General features: G+C 48.8%; 15 protein-coding genes and 1 other annotated feature. Of the genes, 4 read left to right on the top strand and 11 right to left on the bottom strand.

The genetic code is table 11. The features are described 5' to 3' along the window. Positions 1-95: 95 nt before the first annotated feature. From ABZM97_RS01515 to ABZM97_RS01470, 10 genes are all read right to left on the bottom strand, one after another. Positions 96-1,034 (bottom strand): DMT family transporter, encoded by a 939-nt coding sequence (locus ABZM97_RS01515; RefSeq protein ID WP_202328652.1) that lies wholly within the window; start codon positions 1,032-1,034, stop codon positions 96-98. 20 nt (positions 1,035-1,054) lie between these two features. Continuing rightward, positions 1,055-1,216 carry a hypothetical protein gene (locus tag ABZM97_RS01510; RefSeq protein WP_003241325.1) on the bottom strand — a complete coding sequence of 54 codons (162 nt, stop codon included), beginning with the start codon at positions 1,214-1,216 and terminating at the stop codon, positions 1,055-1,057. Between the two features lie 93 nt (positions 1,217-1,309). Further along, positions 1,310-1,557: a binding site (T-box leader), on the bottom strand. Between the two features lie 65 nt (positions 1,558-1,622). Next, positions 1,623-3,155, bottom strand: coding sequence for a galactarate dehydratase (gene garD / locus ABZM97_RS01505; protein ID WP_087993088.1), 1,533 nt, complete (start codon positions 3,153-3,155; stop codon positions 1,623-1,625). Between the two features lie 92 nt (positions 3,156-3,247). Then, complete coding sequence (locus tag ABZM97_RS01500) at positions 3,248-3,949, bottom strand: FadR/GntR family transcriptional regulator (RefSeq protein WP_087993087.1); 702 nt, start codon at positions 3,947-3,949, stop codon at positions 3,248-3,250. 69 nt (positions 3,950-4,018) lie between these two features. Next, a complete protein-coding gene (gene gudD, locus ABZM97_RS01495; protein WP_202328650.1) occupies positions 4,019-5,386 on the bottom strand; it encodes a glucarate dehydratase in 1,368 nt (455 codons plus the stop codon). A 36-nt stretch (positions 5,387-5,422) separates the two neighbouring features. Further along, complete coding sequence (gene gudP / locus ABZM97_RS01490; RefSeq protein ID WP_087993085.1) at positions 5,423-6,790, bottom strand: glucarate transporter GudP; 1,368 nt, start codon at positions 6,788-6,790, stop codon at positions 5,423-5,425. Between the two features lie 85 nt (positions 6,791-6,875). Next, complete coding sequence (gene gucD, locus ABZM97_RS01485) at positions 6,876-8,342, bottom strand: alpha-ketoglutaric semialdehyde dehydrogenase GucD (RefSeq protein ID WP_087993084.1); 1,467 nt, start codon at positions 8,340-8,342, stop codon at positions 6,876-6,878. 31 nt (positions 8,343-8,373) lie between these two features. Next, complete coding sequence (gene kdgD, locus ABZM97_RS01480; RefSeq protein WP_087993083.1) at positions 8,374-9,300, bottom strand: 5-dehydro-4-deoxyglucarate dehydratase; 927 nt, start codon at positions 9,298-9,300, stop codon at positions 8,374-8,376. A gap of 227 nt (positions 9,301-9,527) precedes the next feature. Continuing rightward, a complete protein-coding gene (locus ABZM97_RS01475; RefSeq protein WP_087993082.1) occupies positions 9,528-10,463 on the bottom strand; it encodes a DNA-binding domain-containing protein in 936 nt (311 codons plus the stop codon). 9 nt (positions 10,464-10,472) lie between these two features. Then, positions 10,473-11,705, bottom strand: a complete 1,233-nt coding sequence (locus ABZM97_RS01470; RefSeq protein ID WP_367387466.1) for an ATP-binding protein — start codon at positions 11,703-11,705, stop codon at positions 10,473-10,475. Positions 11,706-12,001: 296 nt separating this feature from the next. On the opposite strand from ABZM97_RS01470, the gene ABZM97_RS01465 reads away from it, so the two are divergent. The 4 genes from ABZM97_RS01465 to mmuP all read left to right on the top strand — a co-directional run bounded on the left by ABZM97_RS01465 (position 12,002) and on the right by mmuP (position 17,050). Continuing rightward, complete coding sequence (locus tag ABZM97_RS01465; protein ID WP_087993081.1) at positions 12,002-12,985, top strand: glutaminase; 984 nt, start codon at positions 12,002-12,004, stop codon at positions 12,983-12,985. Between the two features lie 24 nt (positions 12,986-13,009). Next, complete coding sequence (locus ABZM97_RS01460; RefSeq protein ID WP_202328637.1) at positions 13,010-14,446, top strand: sodium:alanine symporter family protein; 1,437 nt, start codon at positions 13,010-13,012, stop codon at positions 14,444-14,446. Positions 14,447-14,571: 125 nt separating this feature from the next. Next, complete coding sequence (gene mmuM, locus ABZM97_RS01455; protein ID WP_087993079.1) at positions 14,572-15,519, top strand: homocysteine S-methyltransferase; 948 nt, start codon at positions 14,572-14,574, stop codon at positions 15,517-15,519. 118 nt (positions 15,520-15,637) lie between these two features. Next, a complete protein-coding gene (mmuP, locus tag ABZM97_RS01450; protein ID WP_253268790.1) occupies positions 15,638-17,050 on the top strand; it encodes an S-methylmethionine permease in 1,413 nt (470 codons plus the stop codon). Between the two features lie 36 nt (positions 17,051-17,086). On the opposite strand, the gene ABZM97_RS01445 is transcribed toward mmuP, so the two are convergent. Continuing rightward, a complete protein-coding gene (locus ABZM97_RS01445) occupies positions 17,087-18,154 on the bottom strand; it encodes a branched-chain amino acid aminotransferase (RefSeq protein ID WP_367387138.1) in 1,068 nt (355 codons plus the stop codon). Positions 18,155-18,194 lie beyond the last annotated feature (40 nt).

The raw sequence follows: 18,194 nt of genomic DNA, 5'->3' as shown, positions 1-18,194 counted from the left end.
ATGCGCTGCATCTTCTCACCTAACCTTTACAAAATCAAAAAACACACACGTAATTACACTTATTGTAATTGAAAAACGTGTGTGTTTTACAAAAATTATTTATTTTTTCCTGTTTTCAGCTTCCTGTATTCCATGCCCGTAATGACAAAGAATACGGCAGCGCATCCGATGGTTTGAGTAAGTTTGAGCCGCTCACCGAGAAATAAGGCTCCAAAGAAAATCGTCAGGACAGGCCCTGCCATTGAAATAGTGGCAGCTCGCAGTGCCCCGATTCGTTTTATGCCCTCAAGCATCAGCACAAATGGAATCACAGTGGAGACGACTGCGATGAACACAAACAAACCGTACACAGCAAGCGGATATGCTGTCATTGGCGTATTTATGCCGATCGCCGCCTTTATGCCTGTGTAAAGCATCATGGCCGCTCCGGCTGCTGTCATCCCATAAGCATTGAGTCGGATGCCGCCGATTTGATGGACGAGCCGCCCGGAAAGAACAAGATAGCCAGCATAAACGGCCGAGGATAACAAAATGAATACAGAACCAATCATATTCGCCTGAAAAAGCTCGGCATTCCAGCCGCCGAGCGCAAAGAAAAAACCGATCATGACCATCAGCACTGCGAAAAGGTCTTGGATGGAAACCATTTTCCGGTCACAACACGCGTTGAATCCGATCATAAACACCGGATAGCTCATCAGCAAAATACGCTCAACCATTGCGGATACATGGTTCAACCCGATAAAATCAAACAAGGGAGACAGAAAAAAACAAAACACTCCCGCGACACACGCCCTCCATAGATCTCCTTTTTTCATACCGTCTGGCATTGGAGGACGGTATAACAAAAAAATCAACCAAAACAGCGGAACAGCAAACAGCTGTCTGTATAACAACACCGCGTCTGGCTCAGCACCCATTTGATATGCCCATTTAATCCAAATCGACTTAGATGCAAAACAAACCGTTCCGATCAGCAAAAAAACCGTACCTGCCGATGCCTTGCGAATCTTACTCTGCTCTTCTACTCTCATCTCAGCTCAGCTTTTCTCCTTTACTTGTTCAAATGCTTTTGTATAAAATCCAGAAGCGTATTTCCTTGAGCCGTCAGAATGACACCCTTCCCGCCGCAAGCTGGACATGGGCTGCCTTCGATTTCTCCTGCTCTTTCACACTCAGGGCATGCGACCTCAAGATCATCAGTTGCTATGACCACATGACATCCTCCTTTCCTATTTTCTGTTATGCACCACCAGCCATCATCCATTGGCCGTCACCTCCTTTAAGACACAAAAAAACCCCGTCCTATGCAAAGGACGAGGGTCTCGCGGTACCACCTTTATTAACAGCTATACGCCGTTCACTCTCAGTACAGAAAACATCCGTTTCGATACTCCTCTCTTGGTAACGGGGAGAGAATCCCGGCATCGCCTACTATCCGTTCAGCAAAGCAATTCAGAAGCCCATTCGGCATCAGGGGAGGATCGGTTCACACCTGCCACCGACTCTCTGAACCTCACACATTGACGCGTACTCACTCTTCCTCACGATTGTTGATCCGTCCTATTAATTGTAGAGTTTATAATACTCTGATTATTTTTAGAAGTCAATCACAAGATGTATCAAGTCACCGGAGCAGGATTAAACAAGCACAAATCATTATGAAGGCCCCAGCGGTCCGCCCACGTTTGTTTGCGGCCGCTCGCCACAGCCAGAATTGTCCTGAAGATTTCCCAGCCTACGTCTTCAATACTGGCCTCTCCTGTCGCGATTCGTCCGGCATTGATATCGATTAAATCCGCCCAATGCTCTGATAATGAATGCCGTGTGGATACTTTCAGCACCGGGGCAGCGGCCAGGCCGTACGGTGTTCCTCTCCCTGTCGTAAAAACCTGCAGATTCATGCCTGCCGCCAGTTGCAGGGTTCCGCACACAAAATCGCTCGCCGGTGTCGCCGCGAACAGCAGCCCTTTTCGCTCTGCCTTTTCCCCCGGTCCGAGCACGCCGGAGATGGGGCTTGTGCCTGATTTGGCTACCGAGCCTAACGCTTTTTCCACTACATTGGATAGCCCGCCTTTTTTATTGCCTGGTGACGGGTTCGCGCTTCGGTCCGCTTCCCCCCGCCGCAGATAGCTGTCATACCACTTCATCTCTCTGATCAGCGATTGTCCAACCTCTTCACTGACAGCCCGCGGTGTTAATAAATGAATCGCATCCCGCACCTCTGTCACTTCAGAAAACAAAACGGTCGCACCTGCCCGAACCAATAAATCAGCCGCATACCCCACGGCAGGGTTCGCCGTCACGCCGGAAAACGCATCACTGCCGCCGCATTGCAGGCCGATAACCAGATCCGAAACAGGGCAGGTCACACGGGTTCTGCTGTTCAGCCTGATTAACCGTTCCTCCGCCATTTCCAAAATGGATTGAATCATCGCCGCAAAACCTTGGTGATCTTGGAGTGAGAGGATATCATCATGCTTCTCAGGCGCAATCCTTGCCGGGAGGAGCTTTTCACATCCCAATCCGATCACCATCACTTCACCGCCGAAGTTCGGATGCTTCGCCAGATTTTGAATTGTGCGGATCGGAATGACAGCATCAGGCGCATTGATCGCCACCCCGCAGCCGTATTGATGATGCAACGGCACAACGTCATCGACATTTGGATATTTCGGCAGCAGCTCTTCTTTGATCCGTTTGACCGCATAATCCAAAACGCCAACGACACATTGGACACTTGTGGTGATGCCGAGAATATTTTTCGTCCCGGCACTACCGTCCGCATTTCGATACCCTTCAAACGTGTAACCTTCAAGAGTTGGCAGCGGTTTGGGCACTCTGTTTGCGAGAGGAAGATCATCTAAAGCGGGTGGAGCGGGCATTCTCACGAGGGCTTCCCGTATCCAGCTCCCTCGTTTGATCGTCTCATCGGCAAATCCGATCACCTCTCCGTAACGCACGATCTCATCCCCTTGATTGAGATCGGTTAACGCCACCTTATGGCCTTGAGGGACATCCTCTTCAAGTACGAGCCCGCATGAAAAAACAGTGCCCTTTGGAAGTCCCCCGTCATTGACAATAATCGCCGTGTTATCTGTTTCATTCACTTTGATGTAAAGGGGCGCTTGGTTCTGCCTGAGGTTCATCGCCATATGAAAATCACTCCTTATATCATAGTAAACGCTTTCTTAATCGGTTCAAAAAAGCCGCAGCTCTTTCGTTTCAACTGCGGCTGTCTCTGCAATTATTTCTCATCCATGCCCTTTAGAATTTTGTCACGGACAAATTTCAGATGCTCATACATGTGGTAATGCGCTTTGTAAGGGTCTCTTTTAGCAAGTGCATCGTAGATTTTTTTGTGATATTCGACCGTTACATCTCTCTCCCTGTACGGAATCTGGCTGTCAATTTTCGCATGGGTAATTAAGAGAGACTGAATCATCCCTTCGACAACGGGGTTATTGGCACTTAACGCAATAATTCGATGGAATTCTTTATCCGCTTCACCATAAAGATTGTCAGTGCTGCTGGCGATGTCGTCGATCGTCTTCTGCAAACGCTGGAGTTCATCCTCATTGATTTTTTCCGCGGCAATCGTCACGAGTCCGAGTTCTAACGCCATTCGCGCTTCAATGATGGCCGGAAGATTATCAGTGGCCAAGGCAAGCATGACGGAAAATGGCTGCATGCCAATTTTATCGTTGAAATACGTGCCGCCGCGGGTTTTTCTCGTAATGACGCCCAGCGTTTCAAGTGAACTCAGCGCCTCTCGAAGCACCGGCCTGCTGACATGCAAAATGTCCATCAGTTCCATTTCTGTCGGCAATTTGTCTCCGGCCTTTAACTGTCCGCTCGACAATAAATGGACAATTCGTTCAATGACCTGCTTGGCTAATGTTTTCCGATTGACTGTATCGACTTTCAGATCCTCTAAACCTTCGTACACGAACAACTCTCCCTTCAGTTGTTCAATTGTAAGACAAAATAGCCAAGGTTACAATATTTACAATCAATCTTATCGCACAAGACACGGGCGTTTCCGGTCGAACTCCCAGTTGTTGATCAGAAACTGCATAGGGATCGCGTCATTCCGGGCGCCTAAATTCATTTTCTGGTAGAGTTCATGCGCTTTTTCCACTTGTTCCATATCAATGTCAACGCCAAGACCGGGCTTATTCGGCACCTTGACACAGCCATCGGCAATCTCAAAAGGCTGTTTCGTTAAACGCTGCCCGTCCTGCCAGATCCAATGGGTATCAATCGCCGTAATGCGTCCCGGAGCCGCCGCTGCCACATGAGTAAACATCGCTAGGGAGATATCAAAGTGGTTGTTGGAGTGGGAGCCCCATGTCAAACCCCAATCATGGCACATTTGCGCCACCCGCACCGAACCCTGCATCGTCCAGAAGTGCGGATCAGCCAGCGGAATATCCACCGCGTGAAGCTGGATCGCGTGACCCATTTCCCGCCAGTCGGTCGCAATCATATTTGTCGCGGTCGGAAGCCCTGTCGCACGGCGGAATTCAGTCATTATTTCACGGGCGGAGTAGCCGTTCTCATCCCCGCACGGATCTTCCGCATACGCAAGCACATCATGCTTTCCTTTGCATAATATAATAGCTTCCTCTAATGACCACGCCCCGTTCGGATCAAGGGTAATTCTCGCCTCAGGAAAACGTTTTGATAATGCGGTGACAGCTTCGATTTCATCCTCTCCCCGCAGCACCCCGCCTTTCAGCTTGAAATCCTGAAAGCCGTAGCGCTCCTGCGCGGATTCGGCAAGGCGTACAATAGCCTCAGGCGTCAGTGCTTCCTCATGGCGAAGACGGAACCACTCACAATCTGACTGCTCATCGCCTTGATACGGCAGGGTCGTCCGCTTTCGGTCACCGATGTAAAAGAGGTAGCCGAGCATTTTCACTTCATCGCGCTGCTTCCCTTCGCCCAGCAAGGCCGCGACCGGTTCCTGAAGAAACGTTCCAAGCAAATCTAACAAAGCCGCTTCCAGCGCTGTGACGGCATGTACGGTGGTGCGCAAATCAAACGTCTGGATGCCGCGCCCTCCCCTGTCCTGATCGGCAAACTGCTTTCTGACCGTCTGCAATATCGCCTGATACGCGCCAATAGATTTTCCGACCACAAGCGGCTTTGCCAGCTCGAGTGTACGGCGTATCTGTTCTCCGCCAGGCACCTCGCCAACTCCCTGATTTCCGCTGCTGTCGGTTAAGATCACGATATTCCGGGTAAAAAATGGGCTGTGTGCGCCGCTCAGATTCAGCAGCATGCTGTCATGTCCCGCAACAGGGATTACCTTCATCTCATAAATTGAAGGAATATTCGATCTTTTTTCTTTTTGGACCTGCTCTTGTATTGGTGAACTCATGTTTTATCCTCCTTTTATAAAGCGCTTTCATAAGTGTTAGACAGGCAATGATTGATCGGGGTCCTGCTCTTGTTTCTTTAACACGACCCGTTTGATCGGCCCGACCAGCAACAAATAGCTGAGGATCGCCGCAATCGCGTTAGCGCCGACAAACACAAGCGCTCCATTAAAAGATCCTGTAGCGTTAACGATATAACCAATAATAATCGGAGTCGTAATCGAGGCGATGTTCCCGAATGTGTTGAACAACCCGCCGCTTAATCCTGCACACTCTTTCGGAGACGTGTCCGACACGACAGCCCATCCCAATGCGCCGAAGCCTTTTCCGAAAAACGCGAGTGACATAATGACAACGACGAGCCACGCTGAATCCGTGTAGTTACAGACAATCATACTGCAAGACAGCAGCATGCCGACAATGATCGGCGCCTTTCTTGCAAAGGTCAGAGAACGGCCTTTTTTGAGCAAGATGTCTGACACGATGCCCCCAAGCACACCGCCGGCAAATCCGCACAGCGCCGGCAGGGAAGCGACAAACCCCGCTTCAAGGATAGACATTCCGCGGGCCTGAACCAAATATACCGGGAACCATGTGAGAAAGAAATAGGTGAGAGTTGTAATGCAATATTGCGCGATGTACACGCCGATCAGCATGCGGTTCGTCAACAGCTGTTTGATATAAGGCCATTTCGATTCTGTTTCTTGCTTGCTTTTGCTGTCATCCATGGAAATCAGCCCGCCGCCCTGTTCGATATATGCAAGCTCGGCTTCATTGACCTTCGGATGTTTTTTAGGTTCATACACCGCTTTTAGCCAGATGACAGCCAGAAGAATGCCCGCGGCACCCATGACAACGAAGACGGAATGCCAGCCGAAAGAGTGGGTGAGCCAGCCCATTAAAGGAGAAAAAATGACGATTGCGAAGTATTGAGCTGAATTAAAAAAGGCTGAAGCTGTCCCGCGCTCGGAGCTTGGGAACCATGAGGCAACAACTCTTCCGTTTCCGGGAAATGAAGGCGCTTCGGACAAGCCGACCAGAAAACGCAGTGCAAACAGCAGGATAATCGCTGTGCCGGCGGAGAAAAAGCCAATCGCCCCTTGCAGCAGTGTAAAAAACGACCAGAAAAAAATGCTTAACGCAATGACCGTCTTTGAACCAAAACGGTCCAGCAGCCAGCCGCCCGGAAGCTGCCCGATGACATAGGCCCAGCCAAAAGCAGAAAAGACATATCCCATGGCGACCGAGTCCAATCCCAGGTCATGCTGGACGGAATCTCCCGTGATGGAAAGCGTCGCCCGATCCGCGTAGTTAATAGAGGTCACAAGAAACAGCATAAAAACGATGAACCAGCGTACAGACGTTTTATTGCCCGCCGGTGAAACATTCGCATAGTCTTTTTTCATAATATCTTCTCCTTTTCAAAATAGAGAATCATATGCTGGCTGGTGATAAAGCGAGGAAAGAGACGTCCGCCTCTTTCCAGCACCCTTACGGCTTCACAAAAACGGTTTTGATCGCCGTGAAAAAGTCCTTCGCCGCCTCACCCTGTTCACGGGAGTGGGAGCTTGACTGCTTCATTCCCCCAAAAGGCGCCTGAAGCTCAACACCCGCGCTTTCTGCGTTAATCCGGACAAGCCCGGCGTCAATTTCATCAACGAATGAAAGCATTCGGCCGATGTTTTGCGTGAAAATGGATGCGCTTAAACCAAACTTCACATCATTGGCGATGTCCAGGGCCTCCTCCATTGAGTCCACCTTGACCAGGGCGATCACCGGACCAAAAATTTCTTCTTGGGCAATCGTCATCTCAGATGTCACATTGTCAAAGATGGCAGGCTCAACATAATAGCCCTTTTGATACTTTCCATCCTCCAGCTTTTCACCTCCGATCAAAAGGGAAGCGCCTTCCTGTTTGCCTTTCCTAATGTACGACAGACAGTTATCAAGCTGATTCTTGCTGGCAATCGGCCCCATCCAGACATCCTCTTTTAAGCTATCTCCGATCGTAATATCTTTTGTGCGCTGGAGAAGTTTTTCTTTAAAACGATCGTAAATTCCGCTTTGCACAATGACGCGGCTTGTCGCGGTACACTTCTGTCCGGTTGAACGGAAGGCACCCGTAATGACAGCTTCTGCCGCAGCTTCAAGATCAGCGTCATCAGCTACGATGACCGGGTTTTTGCCGCCCATTTCAAGCTGATATTTGGCTCCTCTCGCTAAAGCGGCCTGCCCGATGATTTTGCCGACTTGATTTGAACCGGTAAACGTAACGGCGTTTACCCCGTCATGCTCAGCAAGTCCCTGCCCGACAACAGAACCCGGGCCTGTCACGAAATTGATGACTCCTGCCGGCAGCCCCGCTTCTTCAAAGCAGGCAATCATTTTCGCGCATGTCACGGCTGTTTCTGTCGCCGGTTTGATGACAACGGTATTTCCGTACACCAATGCCGGGGCCATCTTCCAAATCGGAATCGCCACCGGAAAGTTCCACGGAGAAATCACGCCGACAACACCGAGCGGAACACGAGTTGTGAACATGAGCGCGTCTTTGTCAGTAGACGGAATGACGTCACCCGTTTTGCGCATGCCCTCTCCGGCATAATAGCGCAGAATCGCAATACCCCGAGCCGTTTCTCCTTTCGCTTCGGGCAGTGTTTTTCCCATTTCACGCGTTGCACAGGCGGCGATTTCCTCCAAGCGCTGTTCCATGATATCCGCTGTTTTGTATAAGTATTGGCCCCGCTCGGCACCCGTCAGCTTTCTCCAAGCCGTTTTGGCTTTATTGGCGGCGGCGACGGCCCGTTCCACATCTTCAGCCGTTGAATTCTGTACATAGCCGACAATATCATTCACATCCGCGGGGTTTTCGACCTTGACCATATCGCCTGACTCAGACTTCACCCACTCTCCGTTAATAAAGTTCAGATACGTGTTTTGTTCCGTGATCACAGACATGCCCATTGCCCCTTTCATGTTTTTTTGTTCTTCAAACCGTCGCGGCTTTTTTCGGAAAACGGTCAGCCGCCTGCTTCAAAATCGCCTCTAATTGCTGATAGTGCTCTTTTTCAACCGGGCCGACAGGCGGTCTGGCTGTGTTTCTCACATTTAAACCCATGATCTCCATGCCCGCTTTAATCAAAGATACGGCGTATCCTTTTCGTTGTTTGCGAATGTCGTTGATCGGCAGAATCACATGCTGATAGAGCTCCTTCACCAGCTCGTCATTTCCGTTTTTCAATGCGTCATAGAACATCCGGGAAATATGCGGGATATAATTTGAAATCGCTGAAGAATAAGAGTGAAATCCGATCGGCAGGTAAGCCGGCATCGTCACTTCAGCCATCGGCATTCCGTTGAGCCATCCTAAGCGGTCGCCGAGCGTATAGACGAGGTTAATATTCAAATCCATATTTCCCACCCCGTCCTTCACTCCGACAAGCTGTTCCAATTGGGTCAGCCGCTTGATCTGCTCAAGAGAGAGAACGGCGTTATCGCGCTGATAAAGAATCGCATTCAGGTCAGTGCTTTCAATAATCGTTTTCGCATACTGATAGAGCCCCTCCTGTTCGCCATGTACCAAATACGGAGGCAGGATCAAGTAGCCATCGGCGCCTTTTTTCTCCGACAGCTGCGCCCATTCAAGCGCTGTGCTGAGGTTACCCCCCACCCCCGTGTAAACCGGAACCTTTTCTCCGGCTGCCGAGACTGCGACTTCGACCATTTGCGCGTATTCCTTCTGGCTGAGAGATTGAAATTCACCAGACCCACAAGCGATAAAAATCGCTTCTAAGCCTTCTTCCAGCAAAAACTCAATGTTTTGAAAAAGAGCTTCCTCCTCCAGTTTTCCTTGTGTGTTAAAAGGAGCAACCGGAAAACCTAAAATTCCAGCAGGTGCTTTTCTCATACGGCTCATCAACATAACCTCCTGTTATTCGTGTAAACAGCCCTGACCGAAAGCGCTTTTATTAGTTTTTGTTTCGCATCCGCTCCTTCCCATACATCCTTTTGTTTAATTGTAAGACAAATAAACAATAAGTCAATATCTTTATTTTCTGATATTTTATAAAAAGAAAGTAAACCGCTGTCCCTCCGGGGTTCTGGCGCAGCAAAAAAACAGCCGGGACAGCCGGCTGTTTGGTTTTACACCCTTCTTTGTTTCATCGCCTCATGCAAAAGCTTCGCCTCCAAAAAGAACACATGGATGAATTTTTTCATATTCACTCTCGCAGTGGCGAGAGGTTTTGCATCCTTGGATTGAAGTTCTTTCATTTTCTGGCTGACAACCGGAAAATCAAAGAATTTCGATGCATAGGTTTCAAATTTCGGATTTGAAAAATCAGTTGTGCCCAGTGAAGCAAAATGGTGCAGTGAATGGATAATCGCTCTGCGAATGCGCTGCTCCGAGGCTTTCATTTCGCGATTGACTTCCGTTTGGGATGCCCCTGCCCCCAGCTTCCGTTCCGCTACTTGAGTGAAGATCTGTTTTAGCGAAGGGATATGTTTTTCGTACGGCTCATGTTCTGCTAAATACTGCAGCACCGCCACGAGATCATGCGCGCCGCCTTCCCCCATCATGCCCAACTCGGACAATAGGAATGTTCCTGCTTCTTTTAAGCCGCTGTCACTATTCTGCTGAGGACGCGTTTTCCGTTCATTCCGATTGACAAGCCGGCTGAGAGAGAGCTGAATAGCCCCAATTGAGTGCTCAAGCTCGATCCGTTCCTTCACTTTTTGGAGAACCGTGACAATTTCAATGCGGTTAATCGGCTTATGGATAAAATATTCGATGCCGAGTGAGTACGCTTCTCCGACCATTTCCTTCGCTTCCACTTGAGAGATCATGACGATCTTGCCGGAGTACGTATTTTGGAGCTGGCGAATCGTCTCAATGCCGTCTCTTCCAGGCATTAACAGATCGATTAATAAAATATCAATCTGCTTGAATTGCAGCATATGCCCTTCCACTTGGCTCCCGTCTTCCGCTTCACCAGCAGCTTCCCCGAGATCCTCATCTTCAATGATCTGCCTTAAAATCGACCGTACCGCACGGTCATCATCAACGATAAAAAAACGCATAGCTTCGGTTCACCCTTTCTGAATCAAATGCCGGACAGGCAGCCTAACAGCAAACACCACTCCACGCTGCTGATTATCAAATGTGATATCCCCTTCCAGCTCTGTCACGATTTCCTTCACGTAGGAAAGTCCAATTCCCGTAGAAGGCGTGCCATATTCGTCATATTTTGAGGTAAAGCCCGGGTCAAACACAATCTCTCCGATTTTCTCAGAAATGCCGTGACCATTGTCTTCTACCTGGAATTCTACCATATTCTCATTTGGCCTACTGAGCCTCAGGCTGATCATTCCCTCTTCCCCCATGGCTTCTACCGCATTCGCCGTTAGATTATTAATGATCGAAAGCACGATAAATACGTGATATTCTTCATGCTCCCCCTCTATCAAGCAGTGAAAATCAATCTGCTTTCCCAGTGCTTCAGCGTACTTCTCATTCATGCGAATCACAAGCTGCAGCAAATCAGACGCCCTCATATAATCTCTCAAGCTCTCATTAGAAATCAGTTTTGAAAGCCCGGCGAATATCCGCTGGTTGTCCTTTTTCACTTCATGAATTTCTCCGGCCAGCCTCAGGATTCTGCCGCTGAGCTGATCATCTTTGCCCTTTACTTCCCGATAGAGCTGATACGAATCGTTCGTCACTTGTTCTGTCGTTTTCAGCGTCTTTTTTAGATGCACCGTTTCTTCATATAAATTGGAAACGATCATCAGCATATGCTCGTGTTGCCGCCTTGTCTGTTTTTCTCTCGATTGTGTTTCATACAGCTTCAGCACACTATAAAAGCTCATCACGATAAATGTGTGAGAAATCGCAATCACCGCGAGATCGGTGATTTCCTCAGGCGTGACGACGGTATGGAACATGAGAAACTGCACAGCCAGCTCGACACAATCTGCCACAATTTCAATCATAAAACCGACAAAGCCGAGCATAAACGGCCGTTCGCGGAAACGATTAGCCTTCAATACGGAAAACAGGCAAGCGTAAGTCATATAAAAGAAAAAGCCAGACGCTTGGTCATACAGAATCGGAGTCAGTCCATCGTGTCCCCCGCGCCACAATTCCAGAAAGACACGAAAGACGAGTACTGCCGCTCCAGTCAGAAAACCCGGCAGCACAGCGGGCACATGCCGCAGCAGCGACAAGAAGAAGAAAAAAACCGGTGCGCCAAAGCTAATCCGGAACTCTTCATTAAGAGGATAAAATTTCAGTTCACCGGCCAAGGGTACCGTCATCAGCATGAGAGCCAAAATATATCCATCTTTTTCAAAAAAACGCTTCAGTTTTATGATGATCACATCCTCGCTTTTATTTTGGGGAAACGGCTGAAAACCCGCAAATTTCTTTTGACCCAGAACATGAGGTTTTTATAAATCTTACGGCTTATTTTCAAAATATTTTTGTCGTATTTTGTATGATTCTGTAGTCGTCATTATACAGTAAATATACCCTCCGCTTTAGTGAAAGCGTTTAATGCCCCTTCATCCTTCGTTTTGGTAAACCATAGTCCTTTAAAAAAACAGTGAGGAGGAATTTGATGAAAGAATTGATAAAAGAGCTCCGGAAAGAAATAGACCCGGCGTCCCAGCTGCATGATTGGGTGGAGCACTATCGCCCATTTGCCGCTAATGGACAAAGTGCAAATTATATCCCCGCTTTAGGAAAAGTCAATGATTCACAGCTCGGCATTTGTATATTGGAGCCTGACGGAACGATGATACACTCCGGCGACTGGAACGTCCCTTTTACCCTGCAAAGCATTTCAAAAGTGATCAGCTTTATCGCCGCCTGCATGAGCCGCGGCATTCCCTATGTACTGGACCGCGTAGATGTCGAGCCGACAGGTGACGCCTTTAATTCCATCATTCGGCTCGAAATCAACAAGCCGGGAAAGCCATTCAATCCTATGATCAACGCGGGTGCTCTCACCATCGCCTCGCTTCTTCCCGGAGAGTCGGCACACGATAAGCTCGATTTTCTTAACTCGGTGATGGAAACCTTAATAGGAAAACAGCCGAGAATTCATGAGGAAGTGTTCCGATCTGAGTGGGAAACCGCCCACCGCAACAGAGCGCTGGCCTACTATTTAAAAGAAACAAACTTTTTAGAAGCAGACGTAGAAGAAACGCTTGAGGTTTACTTGAAGCATTGCGCCATGGAGAGCACCACTGAAGATATCGCATTGATCGGCCTGATCCTTGCCCATGACGGCTATCATCCGATTCACCGCAAGCAAGTGATTCCAAAGGACGTGGCAAAATTGGCCAAGGCGTTAATGCTGACGTGCGGCATGTACAACGCTTCAGGCAAATATGCGGCGTTTGTCGGCGTGCCGGCCAAAAGCGGCGTCTCCGGCGGCATTATGGCACTGGTTCCTCCAAGCGCCAGAAGAGAAAAGCCTTTTCCATCCGGTTGCGGGATCGGCATTTACGGACCGGCCATTGATGAATACGGCAACAGCCTCACTGGCGGAATGCTGCTGAAGCATATGGCACAGGAGTGGGAACTCAGCATTTTTTAAACATAAAAAAAAAGAGGTGATTGTATGCAGCAAATCCTGGAACATGTTGTCGGTATCGCAAATGATCTTTTGTGGTCAAAGCTATTAATTGTATTGCTCCTTTCTCTGGGAATCTATTTTACGTTCAGACTGAAGTTTTTGCAGGTTCGCATGCTGAAAGAAATGGTCAGGGTATTAAAAGAAGGTGCTGCCTCCCGATCGAAAAACAGTATTTCTCCGTTTCAAGCGTTCTGTATCAGCATGGCAGCCCGTGTCGGAACGGGAAATATTACGGGCATTGCCATCGCCATTGCGCTCGGCGGACCCGGTGCAATCTTCTGGATGTGGATTATCGCCATTATCGGATCAGCATCAAGCTTTGTGGAAAGCACACTGGCCCAGATTTATAAAGTAAAAGATGAAAACGGATTCCGCGGCGGACCGGCTTATTACATGGAAAAAGGGCTGAACAAAAGGTGGATGGGCGCGCTGTTCGCTGTATTAATCACCTTATCGTTCGGTATCGTCTTTAACTCGGTCCAATCAAATACAGTCAGCCTCGCCTTTGAAAACGCGTTCGGCACAAACCGCCTGACATTGGGACTCATTTTAATTACTGTGTTCGGCACGATTATTTTCGGCGGCGTAAAACGGATTGCGAAGCTGGCTGAATCCATTGTCGTCGTGTTGGCGGCCCTGTATATCAGCGTTGCGTTTTTTGTGATTTTAACCAACATTACGCAGCTGCCTGACGTGATTACGCTTATCGTGAAAAATGCGTTTGGTTTTGACCAGGCCGCTGGCGGCGCTTTGGGAGCGGCGTTAATGCAGGGCGTCAGACGGGGAATCTTTTCAAACGAAGCGGGAATGGGGAGCGCACCGAATGCCGCCGCCACCGCAACGACAAGCCATCCTGTCAAACAGGGGCTGATTCAAGCGCTGGGTGTGCTGTCAGATACGCTAGTCATTTGTACAAGCACTGCTTTTATCATCCTGTTTTCGGATGCCTATCAAACTCCGGGACTGAGCGGGATCGCGTTGACACAAGCCTCTCTCAGCTCCCATGTCGGATCGTGGGCATCAGGCTTTCTCGCCATTCTGATTTTGTTATTCGGTTTCTGTGCATTAATCGGAAACTATTATTACGGGGAAACCAATATCGGCTTTTTAAACAAAAGTAAAAAACTGATTTTTGTCTACCGTATCGGCGTGCTGGCGATGATTGTGTTTGGCTGTGTTGCCAAAGTCCAGCTCGTCTGGGATCTGGCTGATTTGTTCATGGGCTTGATGGTCGTCGTGAATTTAATTGCGATTTTCTTATTATCAAAGGTCGTTTTTGTGGCGCTGCAAGACTATACACGCCAGAAAAAAGCGGGCAAAGATCCAGTCTTTTATAAAAATGTGCTCAAAAACCACAATGGCATTGAATGCTGGCCGCTTTCTGACAAACAGGCTGACACACACAACAAACAAATATCATAAAAAAAAGGTGTTCAGATAGACGGGCTGAACACCTTTCCCTTTTGTGTTTATTGACAAACACGTAAACCTCCCTTACGATTTTCATATCATTTCAAAAAATCTGAAAGAAGGCATCGGTACATTCTATGAATCCTATCCAACACATACTAGATACATACCCGCTTATTGTGCTAGACGGCGCCATGGCGACCGAGCTTGAACGCAAGGGCTGTGATTTGAACGACAGTCTCTGGTCGGCAAAAATCCTGATGGAAGAGCCGGATCTGATTAAACAAGTGCATACTGATTATTTTGCGGCAGGTGCTGACTGTGCGATCACCGCCAGCTATCAGTCTACGTTTGAAGGCTTTGCCGCACGCGGGCTGAGCGAAGCGGAAGCACGCCGGCTCATCGAGATGTCCGTCAGCATCGCAGCTGAAGCACGTGATGAATTTTGGGCGCTCGAAGAAAACCGTGTCAATCGGCCAAAGCCAATCATTGCGGCTTCTGTCGGCCCTTATGGCGCTTATCTTGCAGACGGCTCTGAGTATCGCGGCGACTACGGAATCTCAGAGGATGAACTTGTTGAATTTCATCGCCCCCGCATGAAGGCGCTGATCGAAGCTGGAGCTGATGTTTTGGCATGTGAAACGATCCCATGTCTGAGCGAAGCAAAAGCGATTGCGCGGCTGCTGAAGGAGTTTCCTGAAACGTATGCGTGGATCAGCTTCAGTGCAAAAGACAGCCTTCATATTAGTGACGGAACACCTGCCGCTGACTGTGCGTCATGGCTTGATAAGCACCGCCAAATTGCAGCGCTCGGCATCAACTGCACGCCGCTTCAGCATATCCCTTCTTTAATAGAGGAGTTAAAAAAACACACATCAAAACCGATCATCGTCTACCCGAATTCAGGCGAGCAGTATGATCCGGAGACAAAAACGTGGAACGGGGCGGCATGCGGAGAACCTTACGGAGTAAGCGCCCGCGCGTGGCATGAAAAAGGAGCGAAGCTGATTGGCGGCTGCTGCCGGACAAAACCCGAAGATATTAAAGAAATCGCGGCTTGGGCGCGCTCTTTAAAAACAACTTGACTTATCGGAATTGTTTGTATATTCTATCTTAAAGCCGGTTCGCCGGAGTCTCGTGTCACTCGCTGACATGGGATTTTTTATTAAAGGAAAGAAATCGCCGATAGAAAGTTGGAAAAAGATGAAATCTGCTCACAACAAGAATGAGACAAACTTTCAGAGAAGTATGAAAAGCCGGCACCTCTTTATGCTTTCCTTAGGGGGTGTCATCGGAACCGGACTGTTTTTAAGCTCCGGCTATACCATTCAGCAGGCAGGCCCGGCGGGAACGATACTCGCCTACTTAGTCGGCGCCGGAATCGTCTATTTGGTCATGCTATGCCTCGGTGAGCTGTCTGTAGCCATGCCTGTGACAGGCGCCTTTCACACCTATGCAACCAAATACATAGGACCGGGAACTGGATTTACGGTCGCTTGGCTGTACTGGCTGACATGGACCGTGGCATTGGGATCGGAATTCACAGCAGCCGGCCTGTTAATGCAGCGCTGGTTCCCCCATACGTCCGTTTGGATGTGGAGTGCCGTCTTTGCGCTGTTGATTTTCTTGCTTAACGCATTTTCGGTCAAGTTTTTCGCTGAATCGGAATTTTGGTTTTCCAGCATCAAAGTTTTAGCCATTGTATTGTTTATTCTTTTAGGCGGCTCTGCCATGTTCGGCATCATTCCGATTCAAGGCGGAGAGGCCGCTCCGATGCTGTCCAATTTCACAGCGGAAGGCGGGCTCTTTCCACATGGATTTGTCCCGATTTTGATGACGATGCTGTCTGTCAATTTTGCCTTTTCGGGGACTGAACTGATCGGAATCGCCGCCGGAGAAAGCGTCGATCCCGACAAGACGATACCAAAAGCGATTAAAACAACGGTCTGGCGTCTTTCACTCTTCTTTATCGGAACCATTTTTGTCCTGTCAGGGCTGATTCCGATTCAAGAAGCAGGCGTCATCAAAAGCCCGTTTGTCGCTGTCTTTGACAGAGTCGGTGTGCCATACGCAGCCGATATCATGAACTTTGTCATCCTGACAGCGATCCTGTCAGCGGCTAATTCCGGACTCTACGCTTCTTCCCGGATGCTGTGGTCTTTATCAAAAGAAAAGACGCTTCACCCGGCATTTGCAAAGCTGACATCAAAAGGAACCCCGTTTAACGCGCTGGTGTTCAGCATGATCGGCGGCATTCTCTCATTGCTGTCCAGCGTATTTGCGCCAGACACTGTATACGTTGTGCTCGTGTCGATTTCCGGTTTTGCGGTCGTTGTCGTGTGGATGGGAATCGCAGCTTCTCAATTCATGTTCAGAAAACGGTATATCGAAGCGGGAAACAAGGTCGCCGATTTAAAGTACCGGACCCCTTGGTATCCGTTCGTGCCGATTGCCGCGTTCCTATTATGCCTGGCATCCGTGCTCGGCATTGCCTTTGATCCAAATCAAAGAATCGCACTGTATTGCGGCATTTCTTTTATGGCCATCTGCTACGCAGTGTATTATGTAAAAAATCGCATAAACAAGCCGACAGCTGATATGACTCATTCAAAGTAAAAAGAACCTGCCTCAGAGCAGGTTCTTTTTCGATCTTTAGACTTCCACTGTCCAGTTGCACGGCCCTTTCACTTTGCCAAGCTGAATATCTGTTATCGTTTCATACAATTTTTTCGAGATGTCCCCGATTTGTCCGTCGCCTACAATCACCGTTTTCCCACGAATATTGAGTTCACCGACAGGCGTTACGACGGCTGCCGTGCCCGTGCCGAAGACCTCTGTCAATTCCCCGCGCGCAGAGGCCGCATAAATCTCATCAATCGAAATTCTCTCTTCACGAACCGGAATGCCCCAGCTGCGAATCAGTTCAATCGCAGACGAACGTGTAATCCCGCTTAAAATACTCCCGTTTAAAGCCGGTGTGACAGCTTCCCCGTTCATGACAAAAAAGATGTTCATGCTCCCTACTTCTTCCACATATTTCTTTTCAATGGCGTCCAGCCACAGCACCTGGTCATAGCCCCGCTCATTCGCTTTTCGCTGCGCTTCAAGGCTGGCGGCGTAGTTTCCCGACGTTTTTGCACATCCGACTCCGCCATTTACCGCCCGCACGTACTCATCTTCGACGTAGATTTTCACCGGCTTCAGCTGATCGCCATAGTATGAGCCGACAGGCGAAAGCACGATCATAAATGTATAGGTTTTGGATGCCTTCACCCCGAGACTCGGTTCTGTGGCGATGATAAAGGGCCGAATATACAGTGACGTCCCCTTTTCCTTTGGAACCCAATCTTTCTCCAGCTCAATTAATTGCGTCAATGCCTCAAGCACAAGCTCTTCGTCTAAAGGAGGAATACTCATGCGCTCACATGATCTGTTCAGCCGTTTGATATTTTGGTCCGGCCGGAACAGAAGCACTCTGCCATCTTCTGTTCTGTACGCTTTTAATCCTTCAAAAACAGCCTGGCCGTAATGAAAGACAGATGAAGAAGGATCAAGCGTAAGCGGCGCGTACGGCGTTATTCTAGGATGGCACCAGCCTATTCCCTCTTCATAATCCATCACAAACATATAATCCGTAAAATATTTCCCGAATTCCAAGAATGACGGGTCAGGCTTCGCCTTATGAAATGCAATTTTTTCTCGTTCGATAAGCTTATTCAATCTGATCAGCACACCTTTCACATCGTAGTTGTTTAAATAT

Source organism: Bacillus vallismortis, from assembly GCF_040784915.1.
In the GTDB taxonomy this organism is placed as follows: Bacteria; Bacillota; Bacilli; order Bacillales; family Bacillaceae; genus Bacillus; species Bacillus subtilis_G.
This window is presented reverse-complemented; position numbering and strand designations above follow the sequence as displayed.